Annotated in this window: 29 protein-coding genes, 1 tRNA gene and 1 pseudogene; 23 read left to right on the forward strand and 8 right to left on the reverse strand. The window is 44.1% G+C overall.

Features of this window, described 5'->3' with window-relative positions; translation table 11 throughout:
* Positions 1-311 precede the first annotated feature (311 nt).
* Positions 312-830, reverse strand: a complete 519-nt coding sequence (locus ACL9RM_RS05850) for a hypothetical protein (RefSeq protein ID WP_250267987.1) — start codon at positions 828-830, stop codon at positions 312-314.
* A gap of 300 nt (positions 831-1,130) precedes the next feature.
* Between ACL9RM_RS05850 and ACL9RM_RS05855 the strand changes: the two genes are divergently transcribed.
* Both ACL9RM_RS05855 and ACL9RM_RS05860 read left to right on the forward strand, forming a co-directional pair.
* Positions 1,131-1,646, forward strand: a complete 516-nt coding sequence (locus tag ACL9RM_RS05855; protein ID WP_250268904.1) for a hypothetical protein — start codon at positions 1,131-1,133, stop codon at positions 1,644-1,646.
* A gap of 71 nt (positions 1,647-1,717) precedes the next feature.
* The gene (locus ACL9RM_RS05860; RefSeq protein ID WP_250267988.1) at positions 1,718-2,236 is read left to right on the forward strand and encodes a GNAT family N-acetyltransferase; all 519 of its coding nucleotides are present in this window, start codon (positions 1,718-1,720) and stop codon (positions 2,234-2,236) included.
* An 11-nt stretch (positions 2,237-2,247) separates the two neighbouring features.
* On the opposite strand, the gene ACL9RM_RS05865 is transcribed toward ACL9RM_RS05860, so the two are convergent.
* Entirely contained in the window at positions 2,248-2,691 is a 444-nt protein-coding gene (locus ACL9RM_RS05865) for an N-acetyltransferase (protein WP_250267989.1), read from the reverse strand.
* A 377-nt stretch (positions 2,692-3,068) separates the two neighbouring features.
* On the opposite strand from ACL9RM_RS05865, the gene ACL9RM_RS05870 reads away from it, so the two are divergent.
* Positions 3,069-3,153, forward strand: a tRNA-Leu gene (locus tag ACL9RM_RS05870).
* A gap of 93 nt (positions 3,154-3,246) precedes the next feature.
* Here ACL9RM_RS05870 and ACL9RM_RS05875 read toward each other — a convergent pair.
* Positions 3,247-3,777 (reverse strand): NAD(P)H-dependent oxidoreductase, encoded by a 531-nt coding sequence (locus ACL9RM_RS05875; RefSeq protein ID WP_165176719.1) that lies wholly within the window; start codon positions 3,775-3,777, stop codon positions 3,247-3,249.
* A 197-nt stretch (positions 3,778-3,974) separates the two neighbouring features.
* Here ACL9RM_RS05875 and ACL9RM_RS05880 point away from each other — a divergent pair, with 197 nt between their 5' ends.
* Positions 3,975-4,331, forward strand: a complete 357-nt coding sequence (locus ACL9RM_RS05880) for a winged helix-turn-helix transcriptional regulator (RefSeq protein ID WP_250267990.1) — start codon at positions 3,975-3,977, stop codon at positions 4,329-4,331.
* A 169-nt stretch (positions 4,332-4,500) separates the two neighbouring features.
* A complete protein-coding gene (gene fabV / locus ACL9RM_RS05885) occupies positions 4,501-5,664 on the forward strand; it encodes an enoyl-ACP reductase FabV (RefSeq protein WP_250267991.1) in 1,164 nt (387 codons plus the stop codon).
* 130 nt (positions 5,665-5,794) lie between these two features.
* On the opposite strand, the gene ACL9RM_RS05890 is transcribed toward fabV, so the two are convergent.
* On the reverse strand, positions 5,795-5,998 hold the full coding sequence (locus ACL9RM_RS05890; RefSeq protein WP_061828633.1) for a hypothetical protein: 204 nt from the start codon (positions 5,996-5,998) through the stop codon (positions 5,795-5,797).
* Positions 5,999-6,166: 168 nt separating this feature from the next.
* Between ACL9RM_RS05890 and ACL9RM_RS05895 the strand changes: the two genes are divergently transcribed.
* The 4 genes and pseudogenes from ACL9RM_RS05895 (at position 6,167) to ACL9RM_RS05910 (ending at position 10,961) form a co-directional block, all read left to right on the forward strand.
* The gene (locus ACL9RM_RS05895) at positions 6,167-7,318 is read left to right on the forward strand and encodes a sn-glycerol-1-phosphate dehydrogenase (protein ID WP_250267992.1); all 1,152 of its coding nucleotides are present in this window, start codon (positions 6,167-6,169) and stop codon (positions 7,316-7,318) included.
* A 197-nt stretch (positions 7,319-7,515) separates the two neighbouring features.
* Positions 7,516-8,622 carry a GntR family transcriptional regulator gene (locus ACL9RM_RS05900; protein WP_250268905.1) on the forward strand — a complete coding sequence of 369 codons (1,107 nt, stop codon included), beginning with the start codon at positions 7,516-7,518 and terminating at the stop codon, positions 8,620-8,622.
* Between the two features lie 388 nt (positions 8,623-9,010).
* Positions 9,011-9,151, forward strand: a pseudogene (locus tag ACL9RM_RS05905) (class II aldolase/adducin family protein); the annotation flags it as partial.
* A 112-nt stretch (positions 9,152-9,263) separates the two neighbouring features.
* The gene (locus tag ACL9RM_RS05910) at positions 9,264-10,961 is read left to right on the forward strand and encodes a ribulokinase (protein ID WP_250267993.1); all 1,698 of its coding nucleotides are present in this window, start codon (positions 9,264-9,266) and stop codon (positions 10,959-10,961) included.
* A gap of 205 nt (positions 10,962-11,166) precedes the next feature.
* Here ACL9RM_RS05910 and ACL9RM_RS05915 read toward each other — a convergent pair whose 3' ends face one another.
* Positions 11,167-11,751 carry a helix-turn-helix domain-containing protein gene (locus ACL9RM_RS05915; protein WP_013370447.1) on the reverse strand — a complete coding sequence of 195 codons (585 nt, stop codon included), beginning with the start codon at positions 11,749-11,751 and terminating at the stop codon, positions 11,167-11,169.
* Between the two features lie 504 nt (positions 11,752-12,255).
* Here ACL9RM_RS05915 and ACL9RM_RS05920 point away from each other — a divergent pair.
* The 13 genes from ACL9RM_RS05920 to ACL9RM_RS05980 all read left to right on the forward strand — a co-directional run bounded on the left by ACL9RM_RS05920 (position 12,256) and on the right by ACL9RM_RS05980 (position 21,059).
* Positions 12,256-12,849, forward strand: a complete 594-nt coding sequence (locus tag ACL9RM_RS05920; protein ID WP_250267994.1) for a hypothetical protein — start codon at positions 12,256-12,258, stop codon at positions 12,847-12,849.
* Positions 12,850-13,445: 596 nt separating this feature from the next.
* The gene (locus tag ACL9RM_RS05925; protein WP_250267995.1) at positions 13,446-14,582 is read left to right on the forward strand and encodes a polysaccharide deacetylase; all 1,137 of its coding nucleotides are present in this window, start codon (positions 13,446-13,448) and stop codon (positions 14,580-14,582) included.
* Between the two features lie 207 nt (positions 14,583-14,789).
* Entirely contained in the window at positions 14,790-15,215 is a 426-nt protein-coding gene (locus ACL9RM_RS05930; protein ID WP_250267996.1) for a phage holin family protein, read from the forward strand.
* Positions 15,216-15,296: 81 nt separating this feature from the next.
* Positions 15,297-15,584 carry a Dabb family protein gene (locus ACL9RM_RS05935; protein WP_250267997.1) on the forward strand — a complete coding sequence of 96 codons (288 nt, stop codon included), beginning with the start codon at positions 15,297-15,299 and terminating at the stop codon, positions 15,582-15,584.
* A gap of 24 nt (positions 15,585-15,608) precedes the next feature.
* The gene (locus ACL9RM_RS05940; RefSeq protein ID WP_023987986.1) at positions 15,609-16,049 is read left to right on the forward strand and encodes a DUF86 domain-containing protein; all 441 of its coding nucleotides are present in this window, start codon (positions 15,609-15,611) and stop codon (positions 16,047-16,049) included.
* 8 nt (positions 16,050-16,057) lie between these two features.
* Positions 16,058-16,705, forward strand: a complete 648-nt coding sequence (locus ACL9RM_RS05945) for a helix-turn-helix transcriptional regulator (RefSeq protein WP_023987987.1) — start codon at positions 16,058-16,060, stop codon at positions 16,703-16,705.
* A 96-nt stretch (positions 16,706-16,801) separates the two neighbouring features.
* The gene (locus tag ACL9RM_RS05950; RefSeq protein WP_061828623.1) at positions 16,802-17,125 is read left to right on the forward strand and encodes a YtxH domain-containing protein; all 324 of its coding nucleotides are present in this window, start codon (positions 16,802-16,804) and stop codon (positions 17,123-17,125) included.
* 208 nt (positions 17,126-17,333) lie between these two features.
* Positions 17,334-18,143: a glutamate racemase gene (racE, locus tag ACL9RM_RS05955; RefSeq protein ID WP_023987989.1), complete on the forward strand. Its 810-nt coding sequence runs from the start codon at positions 17,334-17,336 to the stop codon at positions 18,141-18,143.
* Between the two features lie 119 nt (positions 18,144-18,262).
* A complete protein-coding gene (locus ACL9RM_RS05960; protein ID WP_250267999.1) occupies positions 18,263-19,483 on the forward strand; it encodes a M14 family metallopeptidase in 1,221 nt (406 codons plus the stop codon).
* 136 nt (positions 19,484-19,619) lie between these two features.
* Complete coding sequence (locus ACL9RM_RS05965) at positions 19,620-19,886, forward strand: hypothetical protein (RefSeq protein ID WP_023987991.1); 267 nt, start codon at positions 19,620-19,622, stop codon at positions 19,884-19,886.
* A gap of 261 nt (positions 19,887-20,147) precedes the next feature.
* Positions 20,148-20,450, forward strand: coding sequence for a heme biosynthesis protein HemY (locus ACL9RM_RS05970; protein WP_013309686.1), 303 nt, complete (start codon positions 20,148-20,150; stop codon positions 20,448-20,450).
* 23 nt (positions 20,451-20,473) lie between these two features.
* Positions 20,474-20,695, forward strand: coding sequence for a DUF1450 domain-containing protein (locus ACL9RM_RS05975; protein WP_007429791.1), 222 nt, complete (start codon positions 20,474-20,476; stop codon positions 20,693-20,695).
* Between the two features lie 94 nt (positions 20,696-20,789).
* The gene (locus ACL9RM_RS05980) at positions 20,790-21,059 is read left to right on the forward strand and encodes a hypothetical protein (RefSeq protein ID WP_061828621.1); all 270 of its coding nucleotides are present in this window, start codon (positions 20,790-20,792) and stop codon (positions 21,057-21,059) included.
* A 194-nt stretch (positions 21,060-21,253) separates the two neighbouring features.
* Here ACL9RM_RS05980 and ACL9RM_RS05985 read toward each other — a convergent pair whose 3' ends face one another.
* Both ACL9RM_RS05985 and ACL9RM_RS05990 read right to left on the reverse strand, forming a co-directional pair.
* The gene (locus ACL9RM_RS05985) at positions 21,254-23,236 is read right to left on the reverse strand and encodes an LTA synthase family protein (RefSeq protein ID WP_250268000.1); all 1,983 of its coding nucleotides are present in this window, start codon (positions 23,234-23,236) and stop codon (positions 21,254-21,256) included.
* 188 nt (positions 23,237-23,424) lie between these two features.
* On the reverse strand, positions 23,425-24,585 hold the full coding sequence (locus ACL9RM_RS05990) for a THUMP domain-containing class I SAM-dependent RNA methyltransferase (protein ID WP_250268001.1): 1,161 nt from the start codon (positions 24,583-24,585) through the stop codon (positions 23,425-23,427).
* 157 nt (positions 24,586-24,742) lie between these two features.
* Here ACL9RM_RS05990 and ACL9RM_RS05995 point away from each other — a divergent pair, with 157 nt between their 5' ends.
* Positions 24,743-25,387 carry an O-methyltransferase gene (locus tag ACL9RM_RS05995; protein ID WP_250268002.1) on the forward strand — a complete coding sequence of 215 codons (645 nt, stop codon included), beginning with the start codon at positions 24,743-24,745 and terminating at the stop codon, positions 25,385-25,387.
* Positions 25,388-25,496: 109 nt separating this feature from the next.
* Here ACL9RM_RS05995 and ACL9RM_RS06000 read toward each other — a convergent pair whose 3' ends face one another.
* Positions 25,497-26,717, reverse strand: coding sequence for an MFS transporter (locus tag ACL9RM_RS06000; protein ID WP_250268003.1), 1,221 nt, complete (start codon positions 26,715-26,717; stop codon positions 25,497-25,499).
* Positions 26,718-26,929: the final 212 nt, after the last annotated feature.

A 26,929-nucleotide genomic window follows, 5' to 3' on the forward strand; every position in this document is an offset into this window, starting at 1 on the left:
CTCACTTTTTTTGGATTTACATTCATTTACATGAATATATTGGTGATTTAATTTTGGGGCTATTATTCTATATCATTCACTAGATAATCATATACACAAAAGAAATAATAATATGTGAGTACAATTGTTATAAGATGGTGATTGTTTCCATCATAGGTGTACAAACGAGCCATAAGAAGAAGATATGAACGTAAACCGTCAGTTCTTCTACGACGATATAGCTACATTTGTCATAAGGCAATAGGTGTTCAAAGATATAAAAACGTGGTCCTTGTAAAGAGGATCACGTTTTTTGTTATGCTTCAACTTTACTAATTGATTTGTTTAATCGTGGAAGAAACTCTATAGTCGAACAATTGACCAACATCGGCATCAGTTGCTTCTACTAACAAGTAGTAAGTCTCTCCAGCTTTAAGATTTAAACCTAAACGGTATTGACGTTCTTCTGCACTTCTTTTGACGCTTCCTTTACTGTCAGCCACACTAAGCCTCATCCATGCTTTGGGATATATTTCTCCTTGAATATTAAATTCGTAGAATCCAGACTGAGAAGCTGTAAACTTATAATAATCGACAAAGTCATAATAGCCTGCATATCCTCCAGGAATTTTTCTTCCTAAGCTCCCATAGATATCGATTCCATCCCCTACTGTTATTTCACTGGTAATTTCATCAAACCAGTTATTAGGCTCTGTGTCGGCGTACCATGAATTAGAAGGCTGAATAGATTCCTTTTGTAATGCGGGTGCTGCTTCTTGAGCAGATGCAACGGCGGTGGATGTGCTTAATAGAAGTGCAAGACCTAGTGTAGAAAAAACTGCCTTTTTCATTTAATAATCTCTTCCCTTCTTATATTTTGGGATTTAAACGAATATATATAACCAATCCCATCCATTATTATATATTAAATCCCAATAAAATGGAATAAAAATGGAACTATAAACAAAAATATATATTTTTTTGTCACAATTATACTTTTTTACAAATTTATTCACTAAACTTCAATTAAGAGTTAGCCAACTTACTGTATACTATAAAATCCCGTCTTAATATGCTGTCGTGAAAAGGGGCATCCTATTTTAGGAGTAACACAAGCTATGTTATACTCCATAATTGGAGGTGAAAAATATATGTTCGATCCGACGGTTTTTGATAATTTAAAAGTGGCCATGGAAAATACAGTATACGATCTGGATAATCTAGATTCACGTATTGACATTACGCAGCGAATCGACAGATTGGAAATGTCTGTGATGTCACGTGAATTTGCTGTCCAATTCAGACTGAGAGAACACCCGAGTGTGACAGCAGAGATTCAACTGAAGGCAGATTTAAACAACTTGGCTGCGGAAATTTTGGAAATCAAAGATCAAATTCCGGGATGTGTCTTGTTGCTGAGTTTTTACATGGAAATTCGTGAAATTGAGTCACAATGCAGCCAGATTGAAAAAATACTGACCGAAATTTGGAAGCCCGATCTTCGACCGGTACAAACGCTTAGTCAGATTTACGGAGAGAAGACGTCTACATACCAAAACAGGATTGAACTCCGATTTTCCAGACAAATTAACGAAGATCAGATGGAAGACATTCCAGAGCTGTTGGAACACATATTGCTGACGCTTATGGAATTAAACAAGGTCTAAAGGGTTAGAGTCCCTAATGTAAATGACATTAGTGGACCAACAAGTTAACGTTAGAGGAGTTGAAAGTATAAATGAATGAACTTGAATTCTCTCAAGTATATGCGATTATGGAGGCTTCTTTTCCTGAAACGGAATGCAGGACATTTGAGTCACAGAGGGCTCTGCTTCATCATCCATGTTATCGTTTACTTACCCAAAAGGACGAACAAGGGCAAACAATTGCTTTTCTGGCAGGATGGGAGTTTACAGATTTTCGGTTTGTAGAGCATATTGCCGTAGATTCGGCTATACGAGGTGGTGGGTTAGGTAAAGAGCTTATGAGCAAGTTTATTTCACAGTCCGATAAACCGGTAGTACTGGAGGTTGAGCCACCAGTGGATGAGTGGACCCGGAGAAGAATTGGTTTTTATGAACGTTTGGGATTTCATCTGAACCATTTTGACTATGTACAGCCTCCTTTAAGAGAAGGACAGGCTGATCTGCGGCTTCAAATAATGAGCTATCCAGGTGCGCTGGCTGAACAGGATTTTGCTCCGTTTAAAGAGATCTTATACACCGAGGTCTATGGATTAAATAAGAAGATTGTATAGCTAATGGTGCTTCAATACCGTTCATGTTTTGTCCATACCATTACAAATTCTTTCTCGTCAGTTTCGGTATCAACAGATTCCGCTTGAATGGTAAATCCATTTTTAGTATAGAAGTTAAATGCTTTCGTGTTCGACTGGTATACCTTTAATTGAATCTCATTATGTTGCTTCTTCACCCAATCTAGTAGTAACTTGCCATAGCCTTTTCTTTGAGAATCAACACGTATAAACAGAGCTGCTAAGTATCCATCCAACATGGAGACGAAGCCGCCAATGCTATGATCATCTTGTAGGATAACGTAGTTTTGAGCGAGAGGAAGGTACCTGTTTTCCATCTCGGTAACTTGTGATGCCCAATACTGTGGAGCAATAAAATGATGGGCTTCTATGGAAGCATCTAGCCAGATGGCTGCCAACTCGTTGAGCTCTTCCACATTTGCGGGTCTAATCGACATCGTATCTCCTCTTTCACAGTGCAGTATGTAATCTTATAGATGATGCTGAAATAAAAAAGACCGTCCGAGGACGGTCTTTCTACCCGTGGCGCTTATTTAAAGCTTTGATCCGTATCCCGCGCCTCCGTCAACTCTGTAAATTAGAGAATAACGGACCGGGTAAGGGATACGCTCAACATGTGATTATTGATGTTGACGCACCTCCTTTCCTGATGGACCCATTTTACCATATCTGGTTTGTGATATCCAGTGATTTTCTTATATTTACGGAAATGATTCATAGAAAATATAATATAAAAATAGCTTGATTTTATGTTCTATGGAAGATATAATCTAAATTACCGTGATTGAAAAACATCGGTGTGAATACATAATATGCGGTCGTGGCGGAATTGGCAGACGCGCACGGTTCAGGTCCGTGTGGGCTAACCCCCCGTGGAGGTTCGAGTCCTCTCGACCGCATCATAGCCTAACATTTACAGGTTCTTGGATTGGCTGGATGCCACCAAGAGCCTGTTTTTATATGGTTAAGATGCGCCTACCATTATAACTTTTTTATTTATACTGAAATATATATTTAATATAGTCTTTTGCACTCTGATCAATGTCTTCGTCGCTTGCTTGAAACGAGGCTCCGAAGACAGCGAAATAGGGTAATGTTATGGCGCCAACATGCACTGCGCTTGCCTTAAAAGGTGCTATAACTTCATCTACAGTAAAAGAAACGGAACCAGTAGGTAAGTAATTTTCTTTTTTATCGCCAATGGACATGGCTATCCCTAGCTTCTTTCCTTTTAACTTATCACCCTTTGAACCATAAGCCCATCCATGGGTAAAAACATCATCGAACCACTTTTTTAATAAAGGAGGGTAACTATACCAATACAAAGGGAATTGAAATATGACATTATCGTATGCTTCAAGTAGCTGTTGTTCTTTCAAAACATCAATGCTCCAGTTTGGATACTCTTTATAAATCTCATGAATTGTAATTTCATTGGTATATTGAAGTAATTCTCGTTTCCATCTGTTATTTACTCTAGAATCTTCGATATTGGGATGAGCTAAAATCACAAGAGTTTTCATCATAAATCACCTTTCTTACGTAACATAATTGCCTTTGTAGATGCTCTATTATTATTCTGTATGCTTCAAAAAAAGTAAATACACACAATAAAGTAAGATAGTTACTTGAAAGTATGCATTGGACTTAAAGTGAAGATATGCGATTATAGAATTAATTAGATAAACTTTGTTATTTTTAGCGTTGAAGAGGTGGTATTATGAAACAATATAATTTAGGCATAGAAGCAACACTTGAGATCATCGGAGGTAAATGGAAATCATTAATCATATGTTTATTAATGTCTGGTAGAAAAAGGACAAGTGAATTACAGCGTAGTATTTCAGGCATTTCTCAAAAGGTTCTTATACAGCAACTTCGCGAACTTGAAAAGGATGGTATCATAGGTAGACATGTGTATAATCAAATGCCTCCAAAAGTAGAGTATTATATAACGGAATATGGAATTACAGCAAATGAAATTATTGACTTAATGTGTTCTTGGGGGAGAGCTAATATCATAATAAGACAACAGCAAGGAGAAGATGTGATGTTGTTAGAAAATGATTCAAAATGAATAGTGGAGTAAAAAAGCGTTGCAGGACTATGATGTTTACGGTAGTTTTCTTCGGCTGTCTTCAAGTGTTATGTTATGTGTTGAGCCGCAAGCTGATTTGCTATATAGTTATGACTGGACAACCATTACATCCATATTAAATGAATGCTAAAGTAGGGGGACCCTTGCAATGATTATTAAACCGAAAATCCGTGGTTTTATATGTACGACTGCACATCCTGCAGGATGCGCGGCTCATGTTAACCGTCAGATCAACTACATCAAAGAAAGCACATCAATACAAGGAGCTAAAAAGGTGCTTGTGATCGGAGCATCTACTGGATACGGGCTGGCTTCTCGTATTGCTGCGAGCTTCGGTCTGGGAGCGGACACCATAGGGGTATCCTATGAACGTCCTGCATCAGAGGGGCGCACGGCTTCAGCAGGCTGGTATAATACGGTAGCCTTTGAAAGAGCGGCCAGAGCAGCTGGCTACATAGCGGAAAGCATTAATGGAGATGCTTTTTCTCATGAAATTAAGCAGGAGACGTTGAAGCTGGTAAAGGAAAAGCTGGGCAAGGTAGACCTGATTGTATATAGTGTCGCTTCACCGCGACGGACACATCCCGATACGGGTGAAACCTTTAATTCCGTTCTCAAGCCTATCGGACAGTCTTTTTCTAATAAAACAGTGAATACGAATACAGGTGTTGTATCAGAAATTACGCTGGAACCGGCTACGCAGGAGGAAATTGAGAATACCATCACGGTAATGGGTGGCGAAGATTGGTCCTTGTGGCTGAAAGCGTTGGAAGAAGCTGATCTGCTGGCTGAAGGGGTAACCACACTGGCTTACTCGTATATTGGTCCCGAAATTACGGAGGCTATCTATCGTAAAGGAACCATTGGCCAAGCTAAAAATGATTTGGAAGCTACAGCACATACTTTAACAAAGCAACTGGAGCGTTATCATGGAAAAGCTTACGTTTCTGTGAATAAAGCTTTGGTTACACAATCCAGTTCGGCTATTCCAGTCGTACCTTTGTATATTTCTTTGCTGTTTAAGGTCATGAAGGAAAAGGGACTGCACGAGGGATGTATTGAGCAGGCACAACGTCTGTTCGAGACGCTATACAGTGGGTCCACTGTGGAAACGGATGAAGAAGGACGCATCCGTCTGGATAACTGGGAAATGAGAGACGATGTGCAGCAGGCTGTCAAAGCAGCTTGGTCCGAAATCACTACAGAAAATGTATCTGAATTGGGTGATCTCGAACAATATCGTCTGGATTTCCTCCAATTATTTGGATTCGGGTTTGATGAAATTGATTATGAATTAGACGTTACTCCATAGGTTGATACACTTTCATAAGTGATATTTGTAAAACAAAAACGGGTACTCTCAAGCGATACAATTGCTTAAGAGACCCGTTTTTTATGTGTATTGGCAAAAAAACAAGTTGCACTCGTTTCACTAACGGGATTTATCGAGAATTAGATGTGGAAAGTGACTTACGGTGCAGCAAGCGAAAAACGGCAATGGTAATGACAATTCCCACAACGCCAAAGACTGCAACAGAAGTCAGGGCCCGATAAGCTTGCCAGCCGAACAAAAAAGCAATACCACTGCCAAACGTTGTACCTGCCAATAACCCAAGTGCGCAGGCAATATCCGTTCCAAATTTCATAAACATGTTCCTTTCGAATGTGTAAATTAAAAAGCAACTTGTACTTTTTCGCTGGACTTGGACACATACTTGTGCGTACAATTAAATAGTAATCGTTTTCAAACGGAATCTATTAATCATTATGGAGCATTCTTGTGCAAATTATTCCTTTTTCAGGAGGCTGATGAAATGAATATGAATGAACAGATCAAGCTGTGGAACGAAGAGGCGCAGGCTAGTAACGCTGATCATCCTCACCGAAAGGTTGAATTGTTTATTGAGGTACGGGATGGAGCACTGGACTCTGTTGCCCCTTATCTGAATCAACAGGTTTATCGTCATGTAACTCTGGTAGAAGATGAGTATACTTCGGTGGCGGCTGGAACAAAAGTGGCTGAGCTGATTCGTGAGGCAGGTTTGACAGTTGATGTAGTTCTCTTACCTCCGAATGCTGTAGGGGATGTGATTGCTGATGAAACCTACATTATGAAAGTGCTGCTGGGTGTGGCGGATAAGAGTCAGGCTGTACTTGCTGTAGGCTCTGGCACGATTCATGATCTGGTTCGCTTCGTATGTTATAAAATGAATCGTCCGTTCTTGTCAGTACCGACGGCTGCTTCGGTGGATGGTTTTACCTCCGCAGGCGCACCACTAATTGTGGATGGCAGCAAGCAGACATTCCAAGCAGTTCCGCCAGAGGCGATCTTTGCTGATTTGTCCGTGCTGGCAAATGCGCCACAGACGATGACTGCGGCCGGTTTTGGCGATATGCTCGGTAAGTTCACCTCACTAGCGGACTGGCATGTTTCCAGAGATTTGGGAAACGAGCCATATTCACCTGTGGCTAATCGCATTACCGAGGAGGCTTTGCGTGCCTGTATAGAACATGTCAATGAGATTGCGGCAGGTAGCAAGGCTGGGGTCGAGGTATTGATGAATGCGCTGATTGCATCCGGTATTTCGATGCTGATGATAGATCATTCTCGTCCAGCGTCAGGGGGAGAGCACCATATTTCCCACCGAATTGAAATGGATTTTATCGCAGAGGGACGCAAGCAAGTTTTGCATGGTGCCAAAGTAGGCGTAGCATCCGCATTGCTGTCTGACCTGTACAGGGATTTAGCAGCCAGTCAGGATGTAGAGGCATTTAAGGTGTATCGGGAATTGCCTACGTCGGAGCAGATGCGTGCATGGCTGGCTCAGGTCGGAGGCCCATCTACCATTGCCGAGCTCGGGGTTACGGAGGAACAGCTTGCTCGTGCATTGCGCACGGCTCATACCTTGCGTGATCGCTATACAGGACTTAAGTATATGAATGAACATCAATTGCTTCGTTCGTAATGTGCAACCTCTACACAAATTGTCCTTAGATATTCGGCCAGTTATGTGTGGCAAGGAAGGGATAAGTGAATGGGTTTACACCTCCAGCAGCAATACGCCGATATCCTGTTCCTGTAACATTTGTATGTACAAATGAACGGTATGCTATAATCGTGGAATATGAACAGGTACACGATATTGCAAATACGGAGGAAATTATGGCGCCCAAATATATACAAGTTAAACAGGAAATTTTGTCCTGGATTCATTCATCCAAACTGGAACCACAAAGCCAACTCCCATCTGAGCATGAAATGTCTGAACAATTTGCCGTTAGTCGGCAAACGGTGCGTCAGGCGCTGGGTGAGCTGGTGCAAGAAGGTTGGCTGTTGCGGATGCAAGGCAAGGGGACCTTTGTCGCGACACGGGACAGCAAGCAGCCCGAAGATCCAAAGACGATTGGAGTCATTACAACCTATATATCGGATTATATTTTCCCATCCATTGTACAGGGAATCGAATCCAAATTGAGTCGTCAGGGCTATAAGATGCTGCTGTCAAGCACAGGTAATGACCCTGAGCAAGAGAGTCAGTGCCTGGAGATGCTGTTGAGTCAACCGCTGAGCGGAATTATTATCGAACCGACCAAAAGTGGAGAGCGTAACCCCAATCTGAACTATTATTTAACCGTGGAAAATCGCCAAATCCCTTATTTGATGATCAATGCGCGTTATGAGGAAATGGATGCGCCATGTCTGCGAGTAGATGATGAAAAGGGTGGTTTTTTGGCGGCCGAGCATCTGATTAAGCTGGGACACCGACGCTTGGCCGGATTTTTCAAAACCGATGATATGCAAGGGATTCTTCGTATGAAGGGATTTGTGGCCGCTCACCGTAAATATGGTGTGACACTACACCCGAACGCAGTAACGACTTACCGGACAGAAGAAAAAAATGAGATTCCGCTACAACGTGCGTCGAGGCTATTGGCGATGGAGGCGGGAGAGCGTCCTACTGGATGGGTGACCTACAATGATGAGCTGGCTGTTCGACTCCTGGATATTGTACGTTCAGTGGGCCTGAACATTCCCAATGATCTATCGTTGGTTGGGTTTGATGATTCATTTTTGGCGACAGCAACGGAAATCAAGCTAACGACAATTCGGCATCCAAAGGAAGAGTTGGGGTTACGTGCTGCCGATACCATGCTGTCGATGATTGAAGAGAAGGGGTACCATGAAGAAGATCGCCAGTTAATTCTACCTCCTGAGCTCATCGTTCGTGAATCTACTGGGCCTGTCCAGGTCATGCCTGGAGAACATTAGGCTGGAAGATCAGTCGGTTTTATTTCTTAACATGTAAGGATAAGTTAGTAAGTATACAGCTTTAACGCTTAATATTTGATGGCATGTTTCTCGTCATACCGAACAGTCTGTTTTCTGGATTGCAGAAATAGGCTGTTTTTGTTATATTTTTTCTGAAAATGAGTACATAAATCTATCGAGAAAATACATAAAAAAAGACTAGCTAAGTTGTACGTACAATCATATAATGAAAGCGGAACCAAGGATAAAGGGTCGTTAAGACCTTCCTGTAATTTTCCATTTGAAGTTAGTTTCAGTCACCTCCTCCATTGCAGATTTCAGAAATGATAGTAAAAGGTGTGTCTTATACATATTAGAACAATTGAAAAAGGAAGTATGGGAGGCCAATTTGGCTCTTCCAAGGCGTGGCCTATGAAGAGTGAAAGGGGAGCAACTGGTTGTGCTGAATCTACAAGGCAATATTGTCGAGGATAATCCACGGCCTTCGTCAGATACGCCTACACATCATCTGGCACTGTACCGTTCTTTCGTTCGGAATCCAGAATTCACCTTAGTGGATCAGGCGCTGCTGGATAAGCATTTTCTGCGCAAGCATGGGGCGAACGCTTATGATGGTCAACGATAAAGGAGGAGGCACACAAATGAGCAAGTATACTATTGGTATCGATTATGGAACGGAGTCCGGCCGTGCGGTTATTGTTGACCTGTCTGACGGAGCTGAAATTGCTACACATGTAACACCTTACCGTCATGGAGTTATGGATGAAGTATTGCCTGGTAGTGGATGCAGATTGGATATAGATTGGGCGCTGGAACATCCGGCTGATTATATTGAAGTGCTGACTACCTCCGTACCTGCTGTTATGAAGGAGACAGGGATTTCTCCAGACGATATCATCGGGATCGGAATTGATTTTACAGCATGCACGATGCTGCCGATCGACGCGCAAGGACAACCGTTGTGCTTTGACGAGAACCTGAAAGCTAACCCGCATAGTTGGGTGAAACTGTGGAAGCATCATGCAGCACAGGATGAAGCGGACCGTTTAAATGCCATTGCCTCGCAGCGCGGAGAGACGTTTCAGACCCGCTATGGAGGGAAAATTTCTTCCGAATGGATGATCGCAAAAATTTGGCAAATTCTGAACGAGGCACCGGACATTTATAATCAAACAGACCTCTTTGTAGAAGCGACCGACTGGGTAATTTCCCAGCTCAGTGGGGAACTGAAACGGAATCAGTGTACAGCTGGCTACAAGTCTATTTACCATCATCGCGAGGGTTATCCGGATCGTGAATTTTTCAAAGCGCTCGATCCGCGTTTAGAAAATTTGACGGATACAAAGCTGCGCGGTGAGATTTATGATTTGGGTGCCCGTGCGGGTGGATTAACAGAGGATATGGCTGCAAAACTCGGACTGAATCCGGGAACGGCAGTAGCGGTAGGCAATGTGGATGCACATGCGGCTGTTCCGGCAGTAGGCGTCGTCACACCAGGCAAGCTGGTGATGGCGATGGGAACTTCCATTTGCCATATGCTCCTCGGTGAGGAAGAAAGAGAAGTAGAGGGGATGTGTGGCGTTGTAGAGAACGGAATTATTCCGGGCTATTACGGGTATGAGGCTGGACAATCGGCGGTAGGAGACATTTTCGCATGGTTTGTGGATCATGCTGTTCCTGGCGAAGTGAAGGAGCAGGCAGCTGCGGAAGGTGTGAACGTCCATGTATGGCTGGAGCGTAAAGCGGCTGAATATAAACCGGGTGAAACCGGGTTGCTGGCGCTGGACTGGTGGAACGGTAACCGTTCTGTGTTGGTTGACACCAACCTGACGGGGCTGATTGTCGGGTATACGTTGCTGACGAAGCCAGAGGAAATGTATCGTACATTGCTGGAAGCAACTGCGTTCGGAACACGTAAAATTGTCGATGCGTTCCATCATAACGGCGTGCCAGTAGACGTATTGTATGCGTGCGGTGGATTGCCGCAGAAAAATCGTCTTTTGATGCAAATTTATGCAGATGTAACCGGACGTGAGATTAAGGTGGCAGCTTCCACCCAAACTCCTGCATTGGGTGCGGCCATGTTCGCAGCAGTGGCTGCGGGAGCTGAAGCTGGAGGGTACGACGATATCGTCGAAGCAGCGCTTCATATGGCTCGTGTACGGGACGAGAGCTTCAAGCCGATCCCTGAGAACGCGGCTGTGTATGATAAGCTGTACGAGGAATACAGCCGTCTTCACGACTACTTTGGACGTGGAGGCAACCCGGTGATGAAAAAGCTAAAGACCATCAAGGAAGAAGCCAGACGTTCAACTGAAACGGCAAGCATTCATTTTTAAGAAACTGACAAAATATAAGCAAGCAGTATTTAAAACTCTGTTATCTAAAAAGCACAGTACACCGAGGAATCGGCAGACTGTGCTTTTTTTGCATTTTATATTCTGTGAATTACATGATGTGAAAGTCTCAGTGGATGAAAGATGGTAATGCGTTCCTTTCAAAGACTTTCATGAAAATTACAATCGTTTCGGTTTACGGACATTTTTACTTTTTCAGCATGGCATCAGCAAACAAAATGGATTTTGGAATACGGAAAAACTGTTCCGCCTGATCCTGGAAGGTTTGCGAAGGAACGGTACCCTGATGCAACCATTTCCGAAATGTACCGGGGTGAACGCCAATCCAATGACTCACATCGGTCACCGAAATATCATGTACCATGCACAGACCCGCCAAGATCCGATTTTTAACCGGAGAACGAGTCACAGTCCGTTTCATAAAACGGGACGGCGATGGTTGACAGATGAGTGGTGAACGCCGGACAACCTCTTCATTAAATAGAATATGGTGCGGATAACCAAGTGTATTACACGTCTTTTCCAGATTAGTGTTGCCGGGAATGCGACCTTCATATACCCACGCACTGACACTACGGGAGGAAATGGAAAGCTCCTCGGCAAGTTGGGACAGTTTAATGTCATTAGCCATCAAAACGGCAAGCAAAACGCGATTGCGCACTTGACAGCGTGTTGGTTTACGAAAACGTTTGACACGCACGCCTTTTCCCAAATATTTGCGATTGATCAGAGACCACGCCTGAATGGAATGTTTATCTTGTTGTTTAGGCATATACCCTCCGATTTTTTTTAACCACATACTACTATACCCGAAGGGGGCTTTGCAAGTGACTCCTCTCCTGATTTTCTTTTAATCCCATGGGCTTAACCGGTTTATGGAAAATAAGGTCCATTTGGCCTATAAAAATGGAAGTTTAAGGCGCCGATATATTAAATTGTGACATTTTTTATGGAAATGGAGGTAATATGTTCTTCTCTTATGATTGTAAGGATTATAGTGACTAATAAAAATGTCATTACAATTAATCCTGCAGTACCTTCACTAGGTAAATATGGTTTAAGTGATAGGAACTATACTGCAAGTGCAACGAATTATGTAGTTACGGACGAAATTTTGAAACAAGACTTTGGGTGAAGTAGGCACTGGAAAAACGGTTTACTTACCTACGCAGTATAAAATTAAGTGGTGGCACTCTAAAGCATATAAGGCTTGGCAAATGGTCAGAAACCATAAAATGGACTCCGTAATAAATGCTTTGAAGGAGAAGATGTATAAATGAAAGTGAAAAAAACATTGTTATATCTAAGCATTCCGTTGTTGTTGATATTTGCAATCATATTGTTCATTGCTTTACCTTGGCTTCTAATATTCATAGGGAATCAATTAGAACCTAATCCTTCACACCCTGAAATCACATATGGGAAATTTCCATTTCGTTTGGAATATGAAATTAACGGGCAACGAGAGGTTATTCAAGATACTTTAATATGCGAATATGATGGCATTGGTTCAAATGAAGCTCGCGGCAAATATCGTAAGTGGAAGGAAAGATTAGCCGGTGGAGATAGATTACTACCGGTGCTAGAAGTCAATAGCAGAATAGAAATATCCTATTATCCAGGGATTGCAGAGTACTATATGGGTGATTTGGATAGCACCGACGAGTATCAGCAAACCGTTGCTGACTCTATATTTATTGAACAAGAAGGCATTATCATTAAAAAAGATGGAAGGGTTTTTGAAAATGATGGAAGGACTATTAACACTCAATTTTCCAATTCAAATGAATTACTTGATAAGTACCATATTAAACTGATAAGCTGGGACTCTACCCCACCAATCAAGGATAATTTTCCTGAAGCCAAATAATAAGGAAGATGAAAAATTTCTTTTTTCGAAAGGGGCTTTATTAGATCACAAACGAGACTAATTCTCGCTTGTTTAGCAATAATCAGTTTTCAACGCGTGTATATTATGTCATTATCAAAGCTGCAAAGGACGACTACATGAGTAACTTAAAACAAAATTATAAAGCACTTGAAATTCCTTATGGTGATTTCAGGTGCTTTTTTTGCGTCCCCGTATAATTCTATAAATCTAGTAACATAACTATGGCATTTGGGGGATATAGCTTCTTTACAGGAGAAGGCATACAATCCATTTCATTTTTATCCTTCTAAACACAGTCGATTTATTCACAACTTTGTAACTTATTTGGTAAGATGGATTGCGAGATTGTTTTCAAATTGTTTTACTATATTTACCTACTATAGTCTGGTAATCTATTAATATATATAGGGGGAACGAAAAGACGTCAGGTTCAGTCGGTTCATATGCGTTTATGTTCTATATGTTGAGTGAATGTCTATATTGCCATGTCTATATCGTCATGTCTGTATAACTTCATAGACAAGCTAGAGATAGCTCCCGCACATTATAAAATACAGCACAGGATGGTGTAATGAATGAAGCTTTTAAATGCAAAATGGATGGCTGTATGCTTGATGGCAATCTGTTGTTTGGGTTTGCTAGGTATACATACGAATACGGCGAGTGCACAAGCGAAGGCTCCTTTGCTGGGGGTCAATGATGTGTTGCTAGATTCGAATACCATTCAGCCCGTAATGGAAAATGATAAGTTGTATGTACCTATCGTTACATTAGGGCAAAAGATGGGTATTTCTACTTCGGCCAACGGAAATACATTGTTGCTGACTGGACATAATCGCAGCTTTACGCTGGATTTGAACAAGGGGGATGTGTTCGAGCGTGGAGGACGCACGATGGTGCCCATTCGCACTTTGACCGATGCGTTTGGCTTCACTATTACGGTTCCTACAAGTAATCTGTATCGAATTCAGAATGCAAACGCTAGTTTGTCTGATGCTCAGTTTTTGAATACATTCGCAACAGAAATTAAACAGTATGCAGCTGTCAAACCGGACAAAGCCAGCAATACTGGCAACAAGGGAACTGCCTCATCATCCAGCCGTACGATTTATTTGAGCTTCGATGATGGTCCTACGGCGCATACGTCGCAGTTGCTGGATATCTTGGACAAATACAATGCGAAGGCTACGTTCTTCATGCTGGGACCTGAAATTCGTCAACATAGCGCAGTGATGAAAAGAATGGTAGAGGCGGGTCACGGTTTGGGCTTGCATGGGATGACGCATCAGGTGAAGAAAATCTATGCATCTCCTGCAGCAGCATTGGCAGAGATGAATCAGGATAACGAAATTTTATCTAAGGCTACAGGAAAACGCACTTCTTTGATTCGTACACCTTATGGCAGCAAACCATATTTGAAGAAAGCATACCGCGATCAACTGACGGGCGCAGGCTATCATATTTGGGACTGGAACATTGATTCCAATGATTGGCGTTATACTAAAAATCCAGAGCATTTTGTACAGACTGTCCTAAGTGATATTAAGAGATTGAAAAAGCAAGGCAGAACACCAGTCGTTCTTATGCATGATAAGCCATCTACGATCAAGGTGCTTCCACAAATCATGGCTGCTTTGCAGAAAGAAGGCTATTCGTTCGAGCCGTTAAATGATAACATGACTCCGCTTAATTTTTGGAATGATCATCGTTAATTGAATAGCATGAAAGAAAAGACACCTTTTCAACCATTTATATAGTGGTTTTGAAGGTGTCTTTTTGTTGTATTTGCTCGGAGTTGTGAAGTTTGCAGCACGCTTTATATGAATCTATGAATTCATGTCTATGCACAGGTCATATGACTTTACGGGTTACCATGTCGCTGCATATATTACAGTAACCGCCCCGAGAGGAGGAGAGGTATGAATATTAATCCGAATATGTTTAGTATGATTTGCGCTACCGCAGGAGCCCTTATTACGTTTGCCTTTGGCGGCTGGAATCAGCTAATGGTGCTATTCACGGTTGCAATGGCTGTTGATTATGTGACTGGAGTCGCCGCAGCAATTAAGACTGGGCAAGGTTTGAGCAGTAAAGCCGGCTTTTGGGGGCTGGCGAGAAAGGCTTTAATGCTAATGGTGATTTCTTTGGCTCATCACGTGGATCTCCTGATGGGTACCGAAATCATGAAAGGGGCGACGACGTATTTTTATTTATCCAATGAATTAATCTCTATTACGGAAAACTGTTCACGAATGGGTCTGCCGCTCCCACCAAAACTCAAGAATTTTTTTGCCCTATTAAAGGACAAGGAGTCTGATGGTAAAAATGGCGGAAAAGATTGCTAGAATTACAAAGTTTCTTTCCGTATGTGGGGCGTTATGATAAAATTTTCAAGAGAACATTTTTAAGATAAGGAGCCTATACGCATGATTAAACATATTGTTTTGTTCAAATTGAAAGACCGCTCCCCTGAAAGCATTGAGCACACAGCATCCATTTTGCGCAGTATGAACGGCAAAATCAAAGAGCTGCTGTCACTCGAAATAGGTACGGATGTGATTCGTTCGGAACGTTCTTATGATATTTCCCTTACCGCTGTTGTCGAAACACTGGAGGATTTGCAAACGTATCAGGTACACCCTGTGCATCAGGAAATTATTGTACACATGAATGAGGTGAAGGATGTATCTATCGCAGTTGATTATGAAATCTAAAGCGATTACTGGAGGTGCAGGACCTTGTATTATGTCAACCGGGAACAAATTGAGCTTCGACTAGGGGCTGTTCCCGACATTGTCGCCGGACTTCGCCAGACTTCTGCTGCCTGGAACGGCGATCTGTTGCAGGGACTAGTGCAGGAGCGCTGCCTTCATCTGGCGATTGAGACGGTAACGGACGTAGGAAGCTATATCATCGACGGATTTATTATGCGTGACGCTAGTAGCTATGAGGATATTATCGGTATCATTCATGAGGAAGGTGTACTGGATGATACCGTATTTCATTCGTTAGTAGAGCTGGTAGGCTTACGTAAACCCCTAGTACAGGAGTACTTTCATTGGGACCGGACAAGCCTTCACCCGCTTACACCTAAGCTGCCTGGGTTGCTGGAGCTTTTTGCATCTAACGTGCATGATTATTTAAATAAGGAATTGGGTCCCCAGCCCGAGGGAGTGTAAAGGCAAAAGTGACGGATAAGTATATCGTACCCGAAATGCCCACTAGGCGCATGATTATGACATTATTGAAAACCCAGGGACCTGTGGGCGTCGGAAGCTTGGCAGCTCAATTGGGCATTACCGAAATGGGAGTGCGCAGGCATCTCAAATTGATGGAGCAGGATGGTCTGATCGTGGCTACGATCGTGAGACAGGCGATGGGACGCCCGACGTTTTTATACAGTCTGAGCGAGCAGGGAAGCGAGCAGTTTCCTCGTAATTATGATCATCTGTTACTGGAACTGTTAGAGGAGCTGGATGAAGAACAGGGAATGGAAGCTGTTTACTCGCTGTTTGATGGTAGAAAACGTAAAATGATGAAGCGCTACGCCCCTCACATGGAGGGGGAGACTACACTGGCTTCACGTGTGGAAAAGCTTTCGGGCATCCAAAATGCTTCCGGATATATGGCAGAGTGGCGCGAGGAAGAGGATGGTAGCTACTCAATTGTGGAATACAATTGTCCTATCTCTCAAATTGCAGGCCGTTACCGCAAGGCTTGTGAATGCGAGCAGCAAATGTTTGAGGAGCTGCTTGATGCCGAGGTTGTTCGTGAGGATTGTTTAGCGGATGGGGGCCGCTGTTGCCTGTATCGTATCCGCTCTAAAAAAAAGTAAAACTTTTCAGGCTTGTTTTCTGTATCATGACAAGCTCTCCATGCTTATAATGCACTAACAGATGGGCATTCGCCCGGGCACAAGGGAGAGATGATGATGAAGGAGAACTGCAAAAGTTTTATCCGAGGCGCGTTGGCAGGCAGCATTGTTGGTTCGGTTGCTGCTTTGTTATTTGCCCCTAAGTCAGGTCGTGAGCTGCGTCAGAATATTACAGATCAGGCGCGCAACGTAAGTGATAAGGGACAGGAGCTAGCGGGGAAAATTTCGGACACCTCAATTGAGTATACTGACAAAATTAAGGAGACAGCCTCAGCCGTCATTCATGAAATCGGGCAATGGCGTAAAAAGGGTGAAATTGTTCCTGAAGTTAGTATTTCATCAGCGACTGTTCAAGAAGATACGGAAAAAGATGCTCTGTAACGGTTTGTAAAACGTAGGTGAAACACTGAATACAGTTTGAATTCGTGGCTTCTCCCGTTGGGGTGGAGCCTTTTTATTGATCACTTCCTCGTTTTAGGGTAATCTTTTGGGGTACCTTTTACACGAATACGACATAAGGTATGTAGCAACGGATAGCTTTCCGAGATGAAACAACTCATATTTGAACAAAAAAGGAAGCGGTGTGTACGTGCAGCAAGCGATTGCAATATTGGATTCCGGTGTAGGAGGTTTGACGGTTGTAAAAGAAGTCATGCGTCAGCTTCCGCGGGAAAAAATCATTTATTTTGGAGACACTGCGCGCACTCCGTATGGCCCCCGACCATCGGAAGAGGTTAAAAAATTTACAGAGCAAATGGTTGATTTTCTGATTCAATTTGATCCGAAAGTCATTATTATTGCTTGTAACACGGCTACTGCCGCGGCATTGGACTATATAAGCCAAAAGGTATCCATTCCGGTGATCGGAGTCATTCACCCCGGGGCTCGTGCTGCGATCAGCGCGACTGCTACCGGGCATGTCGGGGTGATTGGGACTGTCGGTACGATTCGAAGCGGAGCGTATACAGCTGCGCTCAAGCAATTGTCTCCTTATGTAGACGTGGTAAGCCATGCTTGTCCTGCGCTTGTTCCATTAGTGGAACAAGGGTTATTCCGCTCCAAGACGACATCGCAGGTTGTGGAGGAGACATTGAGACCTATTCAAACGTATCCGATTGATTGTCTGATTCTTGGTTGTACGCATTATCCTTTTTTGAAGGAAACGATTCAAGAAGTCATGGGACCTGCAGTAAAGCTCATTAGCTCGGCAGATGAAACGGCGCGTGAGACGAGCACCATTTTGTATAACAAAGGCAAGTTGGAAGCTGGGGACGAAACGCCGGTACACCAGCTTTTTTGTTCCGGCGATCCTGAATTGTTCCAGCGCATTGCCGCACAGTGGCTCGGGGAGCAAATTCGCCAAACGCCTGTCGTCTGGCAAGTCACCAATTTGGATTAACGAGACAACCGACTTTTTTGTCATTGGACAAATGAAGTCGGTTGTTTTGCTTTTCGCTACATCAAGACACGCCGCGTCTGCATAACATGCAGTAAGGCAGATGGAAGGGGCGTAGTAAGATGAGGGAATATATCGTTCAAAAAGGAGATACATTGCACCGGGTCGCCTCGGCTTTTAAACTATCGGCGGATACTTTGATCGTAGATAATCCGTGGGCCGCCACGCAACCCTATCTGATTAGTGGTCAAGTGTTATATATTCGTCCGTCTACGGATCGTAAATACGTTATTCAGCCTGGTGAGTATGCAAGACAGATTGCCAAGCAGTTTGGTGTGGAGCTTGATGAGTTACGGCTAGCCAATCCAGGACTTGCGGAGCATGATTTTACGGAAGGAAAAACAATTGTTATTCCTGAAGACCATCAGGATCAGATTGTACGATTACGTGGAGAGTATGGATATGAAGATTTAAAGGAAGACCTAGCGGCCTTGGCCCACAGATATCCATTTATTGAAGTTGGCAGCATTGGCACCAGTGTCATGGGGAAGGATATTCCTTATGTACGTATTGGGCAGGGAACGCGTAAAATTCATGCCAATGCTTCTGTTCATGCTAATGAATGGCTGACGACGCCTTGTTTGCTGCGTTTTATAGAGCAATATGCACAAGGGATCGATAGGACTGAAGAACATGCAGGGACCTCTCAATGGGTGTATGGAGGTTCTCCGCGGGATCTGCTGGAGCATACATCCTTATGGGTGGTCCCGATGGTCAACCCGGATGGGGTAGAACTGGTGCAACAAGGTGTACTCCCAACTCATCCGTTGTATCATGACCTCGAAAAGTGGAATGAAGGACGTGCTGATTATCGCGGTTGGAAGGCCAATATTCGTGGTGTTGACCTCAACGATCAATTTCCGGCATATTGGGAAGAAGAGGTACGCAGACGCGGTAAAACAGGTCCGTCTCGACGAGACTATGCAGGACCTACACCTTTGTCTGAACCAGAGTCCAAAGCGCTTGCCGATCTGACGGAGCGCGAACAGTTCGACATGGTGTTATCCATACACAGTCAGGGACAGGAGATCTATTGGAATTATCGGGATCTAGAGCCTAAGGAGAGCCGAGATTGGGCCTTGCGGCTAGCTGCCGCAACAGGGTACCGGGCGGTAAAGCTGGGTGGTAGCGATGCAGGGTACAAGGATTGGTTTATACAGCGATTTGGTAAACCAGGGTTTACCGTTGAAGTCGGTCTAGGTGTAAATCCGCTGCCCATGCATGATTACGATGATATTGCAGCAGAAGTGGGCATGTTAATGGCAACAGTGCTGTCATGGTAAAAAATTCGGCCTACTGAAACGTATCGAATCATTTGCGCGTATTAGGAGGAACACGTTTTTTATAAGTGTTCCTCTTTACATGTCCCTTCAATGGGGTATATATACTTAGGAGCATTGGAAATGGAGTGAACAACCTATGAAGTGGAAAAGACTACTATCTCTCCGTCAATGGTCACATGTATTTCGTCGTATGCCCCGATTTATTACTTCATCAAGGATTCCGCTGGGAGAAAAATTACTCTTTGCGGTGCCTGTGTTGCTCTATTGGGTATTACCTGATGTCATGCCGTTTATGCCCATCGACGATATTGGTGTGACGCTATTGCTTATGAATTGGTTTGTCACCCGTGCCGAACGAAAATATCCAGATGTGCTTGAAAAACAGCATGTACGTGTTCGGTAGATAAGCTTATGAATTTCGTGATTGCGATTTTTCACGATTTTCTTTACAATAGGAATATTGCCTTTTGCTATGCTGAACATAATTGTGATCTATTGGCTCATGACGATGTTTCAGGCGCAGCTGTGCCGCCGTAGTACCTCTTTCCCTCTGGGATAGAGGCTAATTATTTGAGTTGTTGATTTTACCCGCTAGGTTGTGTGGTGTGGATATGTATCCAATGAACCACATTTCATTTAATGAATATGAAGGAGATGAAGTTTGATGAACTGCAAAATTACTCGTAACGCAGCTAAAGTATTGAAACTTGAACTGGATAAGGAAGAGAACCAAGGGAAGAGCCTGCGCGTTGTTATTACTCATGCTCATGGAGATCATGCTCATTACGGGCTGGATTTGGACACGCCTAAAGAAACAGATACTGTCGTATCTACAGATAAAGGCATTGACGTCATTTTGGAAAACGGCCAGCCGCTGCTGGATGGTGTAAAAATTGATTACTTGTACTTCCCCGAAGAAGGATTTGTCATTACTAACCCTTCCCAAGGTAATCACGGCGACCACTAAGCCGGAGCTCGGAGGGATGACAGATGGCCAATGATATTCGCGTATGTGATGAATGCAATCATATCCGCTTGAAAACGATCTTGCCCAAGTTGCAAAAGATGGCACCAGATGCCGAGATCAAAATCGGCTGCAAATCGTATTGCGGTCCTTGTGGAAAACGGGCGTTTGTGTATGTGAACGGACGTTATGTGAGTGCGGCCACAGAGGATGAAGTATTGGAGAAGGCTGCGCGCTTTATCAAATAGTTCCAGTACGCAGCATTTGCAATTTTTGAATAGTTCCCCTTCTTCTGATCCATGCTAATGGATGTAGAACACTGCCCAGAAGGAGGTGTGACTCATGGCCCAATATGATTCCAATCTCGACAATCACAGCGTTGAGGCTCAAACACAAAACTCGGTGGACAGGCTGCACAATGCCGTCTCTCAAGCATTGTCACATCCGGCTGAGCAACTGATTGAACAGGCGGAGCAATCTCGCACTCATGCGGAACATGCCATACAGCAGGCGAAGGATAGCCTTGGTGACGATGCAGTAGAAGTTGCGGAGGACATGCTTGGTGAAGAGGTACAACGGCTTGAACAGGCTAAAAAAACGTTGCGTTCCTAAGCATTTGTGAATGGTAACGAGCGCAGTCGAGTGACAATCCATATAAAAAAGCACGATCCACAGCACCTACAAGCTGATGGATCGTGCTTTTTTGTTATATGCAGGGCGATTATGCGATCGGCATCCTTAAAAGAGTTCGGGGAGGATGCTATGTCAGCAACCTCCCACAGAAAGTCTATTAGATACAGAAGGAGTTACTTCTTTGTTTGTGGTTCCCATTCGCGAATAAGATCGTATGTGATAACCTGATCAGATATGTTCAACCGATTGAGAGCTTCGGTATAGCCCGGTCCGCAGGCGTTAACATCTGTAGGCTGGCCTGTATTCAGGTTGTAACAGGTTCCTTTGGAGAATGTACCATCCTCAGATGGAATGTAGTACACTCGTCCATCGGTGAAAGCACCAGTACGCAGCACAACCATACGAGGCTTCCCGCTAAACAGATCGTTTCCCATAAAATGATATGGTTTTGTAGAAATCCCAAGTAGGTGCATGACGGAAGGGGTCAGATCCAACTGACCTGCCGGTTCCGTATACGTGCCCGCCTGGCTTCCATCAGGAAGATGCACAAGCAATGGTACCTGATTCATGATTTTCTGCATGTCGAGATCCGTAAGTGGCTTGTCTAAAAACTTCTCATACAGTGCTTTTTCTTTAATGGAATTGTCATGATCCCCATAAAACATCAGGATCGTATCATCCCACAATCCGTCTTTCTTCATCTGATCTACCAATTCACCCAGTGCTTCATCTACATAATGGACAGATTTCAGATAGTCTCCGAACATGGTACCTTCAAACTCGCCAACATCTAAATCTACCGCGTCAGGTGACAGGTTGTACGGATGATGGCTCGAGATACCGACCATATAGGCGTAGAACGGCTGCTTAACTTCGGTGGTGAGATCATTGAGCGTTTGACGGAAAAAGGATTTATCTCCCAGGGACCAACCCAGTGGCTCATCTATTTTAAAATCTTTTTTACTGTAGAACTTGTCATAGTTCATTGCCTTATACATGGTGTAACGGTTCCAGAAGCTGCTGTCGTACACGTGAAACGCATTGGGACTATACCCAGTATCCTTCAAAATGGAAGGTAACGTATCGAATTTATGGTCCGCATAACGGATAAATACGGAGCCTGTAGGGAGCGGATGCAGCGAAGCATGTGTAGAGAAGTCCGCGTCCGAAGTACGGCCCTGCGCAGTCTGGTGAAAATAATTGTTGAAATACATGCTTTCCTTCGTCAGTTTGTCAAAATTAGGCGTAATCGCTTGACCGTTGATCTGTTTGCCGATAAAAAAGTTCATGAACGCTTCAGCTTGAATGACCATCACGTTTTTGCCCTTATACTTGCCAGATAGATCATTTTTAACCTGAAGCAACTTTTGATGCTGATTAAACCATTCCTTATCCTTATCGGATTCTGCTTGAGCCAATGTAGGCTGGGGACCAAGGTGATCCTGACCATAGCGGTAGATGTCATATCCATGAAATCCGACCAATCCGGTTACGTTGTACAAGGCCATCGACCACCAGTTGCCGACAAATATGCCAGTTGCCCATGTGGAGGTATAATATTTGATCGGCCCAAATGTTAATACGTAGCCAATCAGGAAGGCCAATGCTCCTTTGGAGAAGCGAAGCAGAAATCTCTTTGTGAACGAGCTTCGGGATGCTTCTAAATAAGTATCATTCGTTGTAAGTCGACGTCGTAAGGAAGCCACAAATATGACATACGGAATGAATAGAATCCAGTCTGCAAAAAAGAAAATGTCCCACCAGTACATAAGGGATGCGATACTTCCGCCCAGAGAATCAACTTGTCCGGCTTGAAGTAAGACGGGAATCGTAATGAAATCCTGGAAATAACGATAATAAACCATGTCGGAATAAATGAGCGCGGTGAGCAACATATCGAGCACCACAAGAGCAATCAAACGTCCGCGACGTGGCAGCCATAAGGTCCAGAAGCTCACAAGTAAAAGCGAACCAATAGCGATGACATAATCCAGCGGATTCATGTCAATATTTTGGGCATGCAAGTTATAGTGAATCAGTACGAGCTTGCCGATCATAAGTACAAAAAACAGACCTAATCCAAAATATCGAGACAGCAGCATTCTGCTTAACGTGTTACCAGTGTGACTTGCACTGGACGTGCGAATAACCAACACTTTACCCCCTCTGGCAGAAATGTTCGGCTAGTATAAACTACATATTAACGTAATGTTAAAACCGAAATGCCTTTAATTATTATAGCGCTCATCTCGCGCATTTCAATGATTAAGTAAAGAAAATACAGCACAAATCAGGCCAGAACAACGAACAGAGAGTTCGTTTCCTGGCCTAGGCTTCATCATATTTAAGGCTGCAACGGCGAAGTATCTTTGCGGCGCGGAGGCAGAGGGCCTAGATACTGATAGTATTGGCATTCGATCCGGCCGTTAAACAACTTCCGGCGTTTGTCTGCTTTTCGGCCCCAATAATGCTCAAATTGCTTGGTGGAACTGATGGCAAAGAAGGACCAAGTCTTCATTTCGGCTGCCGTGCGTGCGAGTGAACGGATCAGCTTTTCCACCTCGGATTGCTCGCTCAGTCTCTCGCCATAAGGTGGGTTTGTAATCATCACACCATATTGTCCTTCGAGTCTGACTTTAGTTACAGGCATCACCTTAAGAGAGATGTCTTTAGCAAAGCCTGCTGCTTTTACAGCTGCCTCAGCAACTTGTATGGCATTTGGGTCGATATCGCTACCTGCAATCTCAAAAGGAATGTCATCGCGGGTCAAATCCATCGCCTCGTCGCGAGCCTGATCCCATAATTCTCTGCCAATGACAGGCCAGTCTTCCGAGTTAAAGGTACGTCTCAGGCCTGGCGCAATGTTCCAGGCTTGCATGGCAGCTTCGACCAACAAAGTACCGGAACCGCAGCATGGGTCATAGAATGGTCGGTCAGGGCTCCAGCGACTAAGCTGAATAAGAGCAGAAGCCATCGTTTCTTTGAGAGGCGCCTCTGTAACGAGCTTACGATAGCCGCGTTTGTGCAGTCCTGGACCGGTCGTATCAAGTGTCAGCAACGCACGATCATTCAATAGAATGACCTCAATGACGTAACGAGGGCCATCTTCAGCAAACCAATCTGTGTGGTAGGTTTCCTTGAGCTTCTCTACAATCGCCTTCTTGACGATTCCCTGACTGGCTGGTACGCTACTAAGCTGTGATTTGTGCGAACGTCCCTCTACGGGAAATTCACCATCTACAGGAATCCAATCCTGCCAAGGCAATGCTTTGGTACCCTCGAACAGCTCGTCGAAGGTAGTTGCAGCAAATTCACCCATTTTTATAAGCACGCGGTCTGATGTGCGAAGCCACAGGTTACACCGGCATATATCCATATAATCTCCGGTAAAAACGACGCGGCCATTTTCAACGGTCAGATCTTCGTACCCGAGTTCTCTGAGTTCCCGGGCCACGACGGCTTCAAGTCCCATTGGCGCAGTTGCAATTAGTTGCAGTTGAGTCATTAAACGTATTCACTCCGTCCCCATAATCATGTAAGCTTGGTTCAATCCCTATAGTATAGGTCATTGTACTCGAAGAGACAAATCATTAAGGTGAAAAATTTACGAAGGACACCACGTCCAACCTACGTTATGATTAAGCAAGAAGGAGAGATGAACCGTGGAAATTACACCAAATATGACGCCTGAACAATATGTAGACCAGCTGGTACAAGAGGATGAAGCACTGCGCAGTATCAGGGAGGCTATCGTTAAAGAAGGTATGCCGGAAGTATCCGTTGCCCATCCTTACGGAAAACTGTTGACCTTTCTAATTGAAGTATCTGGCGCACAGCATGTATTGGAAATCGGCGCATTAGGCGGCTACAGCGGATTATGTCTGGCCCGTGGGCTGGGAGAAAAGGGTCGCATTGTGTCACTGGAGCTGAAAGAAGCGTACGCAGCGCTGGCACATCGACATATGGAAAACAACGGCTACGGTGACCGTGTCGAATACCGTATCGGACCCGCAGCTGACAGCTTGAAGGAACTTCAGGAAGAGGGAAGAACTTTCGATTTTTTCTTTATAGATGCAGATAAGGAAAATTACCCGGTGTATCTGGAATATGCGATTACTCTGGCGAATCCGGGTGCCATTATTGCGGGAGACAACTGTTTCCTTCGCGGACGGACGCTGAATACGGATAAGAACGGCCCTGCCGTCCAAGCCGTGAGACGGTTTAACGAAACGATAGCAACAGATCCGCGGCTGGTCAGCACGCTTTTGCCAGCTTACGATGGATTGGCGCTAGCTCGAGTTAAATAGCATGCATTCCATATGTATAGCTATGTAAAAAAGAACCTCCTTGTCCACAGCAGCGTGAATAAGGAGGTTCTTGTCTGTTAAGGCAGGCTTGTCTTACCCTAAGATTATCTTACCTGAAATCAGGCGTAGCCTTACGATCAAAGAGCTTTATGCGTACCCAGAATATGTTGACGATTAACAGGACACCTGACATGATAAACAATCCTTCGATGCCAATAAACCCGGATAGCACCCCGCCAATGACAGCACCCAGCATATTCCCCAGCGCCAGCGAACTGGTATTGAAGCCGAAAGAACGGCTTTCCATTCCTTCCGGTGTATACGTGCGAATCAGCGCATTTACGCTTGGCAGCAGACCGCCCATAAATACACCCATGAAAAAACGGATAATGACAAGTTGCCATACTTCATTGACAAAAGCCTGCGGAATAAGCATAACCGCCGTTCCAAGCAGTGCAATGGTCAAGATCTTGTGTGCGCCTATCTTATCACTCAGTCTTCCAAGGAGCGGTGCAGCAACCATATTGGATACACCTGTAATAGCCGTAACAAACCCGGCAATCAACGCAATTCCTTCTGCCGATCCATACAGCTTTTGCACATACAACGGCAGAAGAGACACCGTACTGATCATGGCAAACTGGAGCAAAAACGTTACGGTGAACAAAGCCGGAAGCTGGGGCGTATGGCTTAACTCCTTTAATCCGGCAAGAACCGAAATTTGCGGTATGCGTGCAGCTTCCGTTTTGCTGAAATTTTCTTTAACCAGAAACATTGCGATAAGCGAGGCTATAAAAATTAGAGTGCCTGTAATATAAAAAATCGGTCTGAATCCGACCCAGTCAGCCAAAAATCCGCCTAGCAGAGGGCCGAGAATCGTGCCAGCCATCTGACCGGATTGCATAATTCCCATAGCGAATCCGGTTCGCTCTTTGGGAGTGGTACCCGACACTAAGGAAATCGATGCCGGATTGAAACCCGAAATCGTACCGTTCAGCAGGCGAAGCGCCAGCAGTTGCCACGGGTGGGTGACCAAACCCATACATCCGATGACCAAAGCCATACCAAAGCCTGAGCGAAGCAGCATGACTTTACGTCCATATCGGTCAGCCAGCTTCCCCCACAAAGGCTGGAACATAAATGAGGTCAAAAAGTTAGCGGCAAAAATAACTCCGGCCCATAGACCAATATCGTGCTCTCCCTTCACATGAAGGTCCTGAGCCAGATACAGGGCAAGGAACGGAGTAATCATCGTAATACCCGCATTGACCAGAAACTGACCGAACCAAAGCACAATGAGATTGATTTTCCATGTCTCCCACGTTTTCAATGTGCTTTCACTTCCTTTCTGCCCATTCTCATCCTGTTGTAAATCCTACTTATCAAAGCATAACTTCTCCCGAGCTTTAAAAAAGCCATTTCTCTAGTATAGCACACTTCATTGAAACTTTATCCAAATGTCATGGGTTTGTCATGGTTTGTTCGAGAGCTGCGGTTGTTACGACTCTTGAAAAAGGGCATAATAAAATATAGTATTTATGA

The organism is Paenibacillus sp. S29, assembly GCF_049319765.1.
GTDB lineage: Bacteria > Bacillota > Bacilli > Paenibacillales > Paenibacillaceae > Paenibacillus > Paenibacillus polymyxa_B.

Coding starts and splice junctions, on each gene's coding strand:
- ACL9RM_RS05930 (WP_250267996.1), top strand. CDS start 14,790: ATGAATATTAATCCGAATATGTTTAGTATGATTTGCGCTACCGCAGGA.
- ACL9RM_RS05935 (WP_250267997.1), top strand. CDS start 15,297: ATGATTAAACATATTGTTTTGTTCAAATTGAAAGACCGCTCCCCTGAA.
- ACL9RM_RS05970 (WP_013309686.1), top strand. CDS start 20,148: ATGAACTGCAAAATTACTCGTAACGCAGCTAAAGTATTGAAACTTGAA.
- ACL9RM_RS05920 (WP_250267994.1), top strand. CDS start 12,256: ATGAAAGTGAAAAAAACATTGTTATATCTAAGCATTCCGTTGTTGTTG.
- ACL9RM_RS05880 (WP_250267990.1), top strand. CDS start 3,975: ATGAAACAATATAATTTAGGCATAGAAGCAACACTTGAGATCATCGGA.
- fabV (WP_250267991.1), top strand. CDS start 4,501: ATGATTATTAAACCGAAAATCCGTGGTTTTATATGTACGACTGCACAT.
- ACL9RM_RS05855 (WP_250268904.1), top strand. CDS start 1,131: ATGTTCGATCCGACGGTTTTTGATAATTTAAAAGTGGCCATGGAAAAT.
- ACL9RM_RS05890 (WP_061828633.1), bottom strand. CDS start 5,998: ATGAAATTTGGAACGGATATTGCCTGCGCACTTGGGTTATTGGCAGGT.
- ACL9RM_RS05965 (WP_023987991.1), top strand. CDS start 19,620: ATGAAGTGGAAAAGACTACTATCTCTCCGTCAATGGTCACATGTATTT.
- ACL9RM_RS05865 (WP_250267989.1), bottom strand. CDS start 2,691: ATGTCGATTAGACCCGCAAATGTGGAAGAGCTCAACGAGTTGGCAGCC.
- ACL9RM_RS05900 (WP_250268905.1), top strand. CDS start 7,516: ATGGCGCCCAAATATATACAAGTTAAACAGGAAATTTTGTCCTGGATT.
- ACL9RM_RS05950 (WP_061828623.1), top strand. CDS start 16,802: ATGAAGGAGAACTGCAAAAGTTTTATCCGAGGCGCGTTGGCAGGCAGC.
- ACL9RM_RS05925 (WP_250267995.1), top strand. CDS start 13,446: ATGAAGCTTTTAAATGCAAAATGGATGGCTGTATGCTTGATGGCAATC.
- ACL9RM_RS05910 (WP_250267993.1), top strand. CDS start 9,264: ATGAGCAAGTATACTATTGGTATCGATTATGGAACGGAGTCCGGCCGT.
- ACL9RM_RS05980 (WP_061828621.1), top strand. CDS start 20,790: ATGGCCCAATATGATTCCAATCTCGACAATCACAGCGTTGAGGCTCAA.
- ACL9RM_RS05860 (WP_250267988.1), top strand. CDS start 1,718: ATGAATGAACTTGAATTCTCTCAAGTATATGCGATTATGGAGGCTTCT.
- ACL9RM_RS05895 (WP_250267992.1), top strand. CDS start 6,167: ATGAATATGAATGAACAGATCAAGCTGTGGAACGAAGAGGCGCAGGCT.
- ACL9RM_RS05975 (WP_007429791.1), top strand. CDS start 20,474: ATGGCCAATGATATTCGCGTATGTGATGAATGCAATCATATCCGCTTG.
- ACL9RM_RS05915 (WP_013370447.1), bottom strand. CDS start 11,751: ATGCCTAAACAACAAGATAAACATTCCATTCAGGCGTGGTCTCTGATC.
- ACL9RM_RS05990 (WP_250268001.1), bottom strand. CDS start 24,585: ATGACTCAACTGCAACTAATTGCAACTGCGCCAATGGGACTTGAAGCC.
- ACL9RM_RS05850 (WP_250267987.1), bottom strand. CDS start 830: ATGAAAAAGGCAGTTTTTTCTACACTAGGTCTTGCACTTCTATTAAGC.
- ACL9RM_RS05960 (WP_250267999.1), top strand. CDS start 18,263: ATGAGGGAATATATCGTTCAAAAAGGAGATACATTGCACCGGGTCGCC.
- ACL9RM_RS05875 (WP_165176719.1), bottom strand. CDS start 3,777: ATGAAAACTCTTGTGATTTTAGCTCATCCCAATATCGAAGATTCTAGA.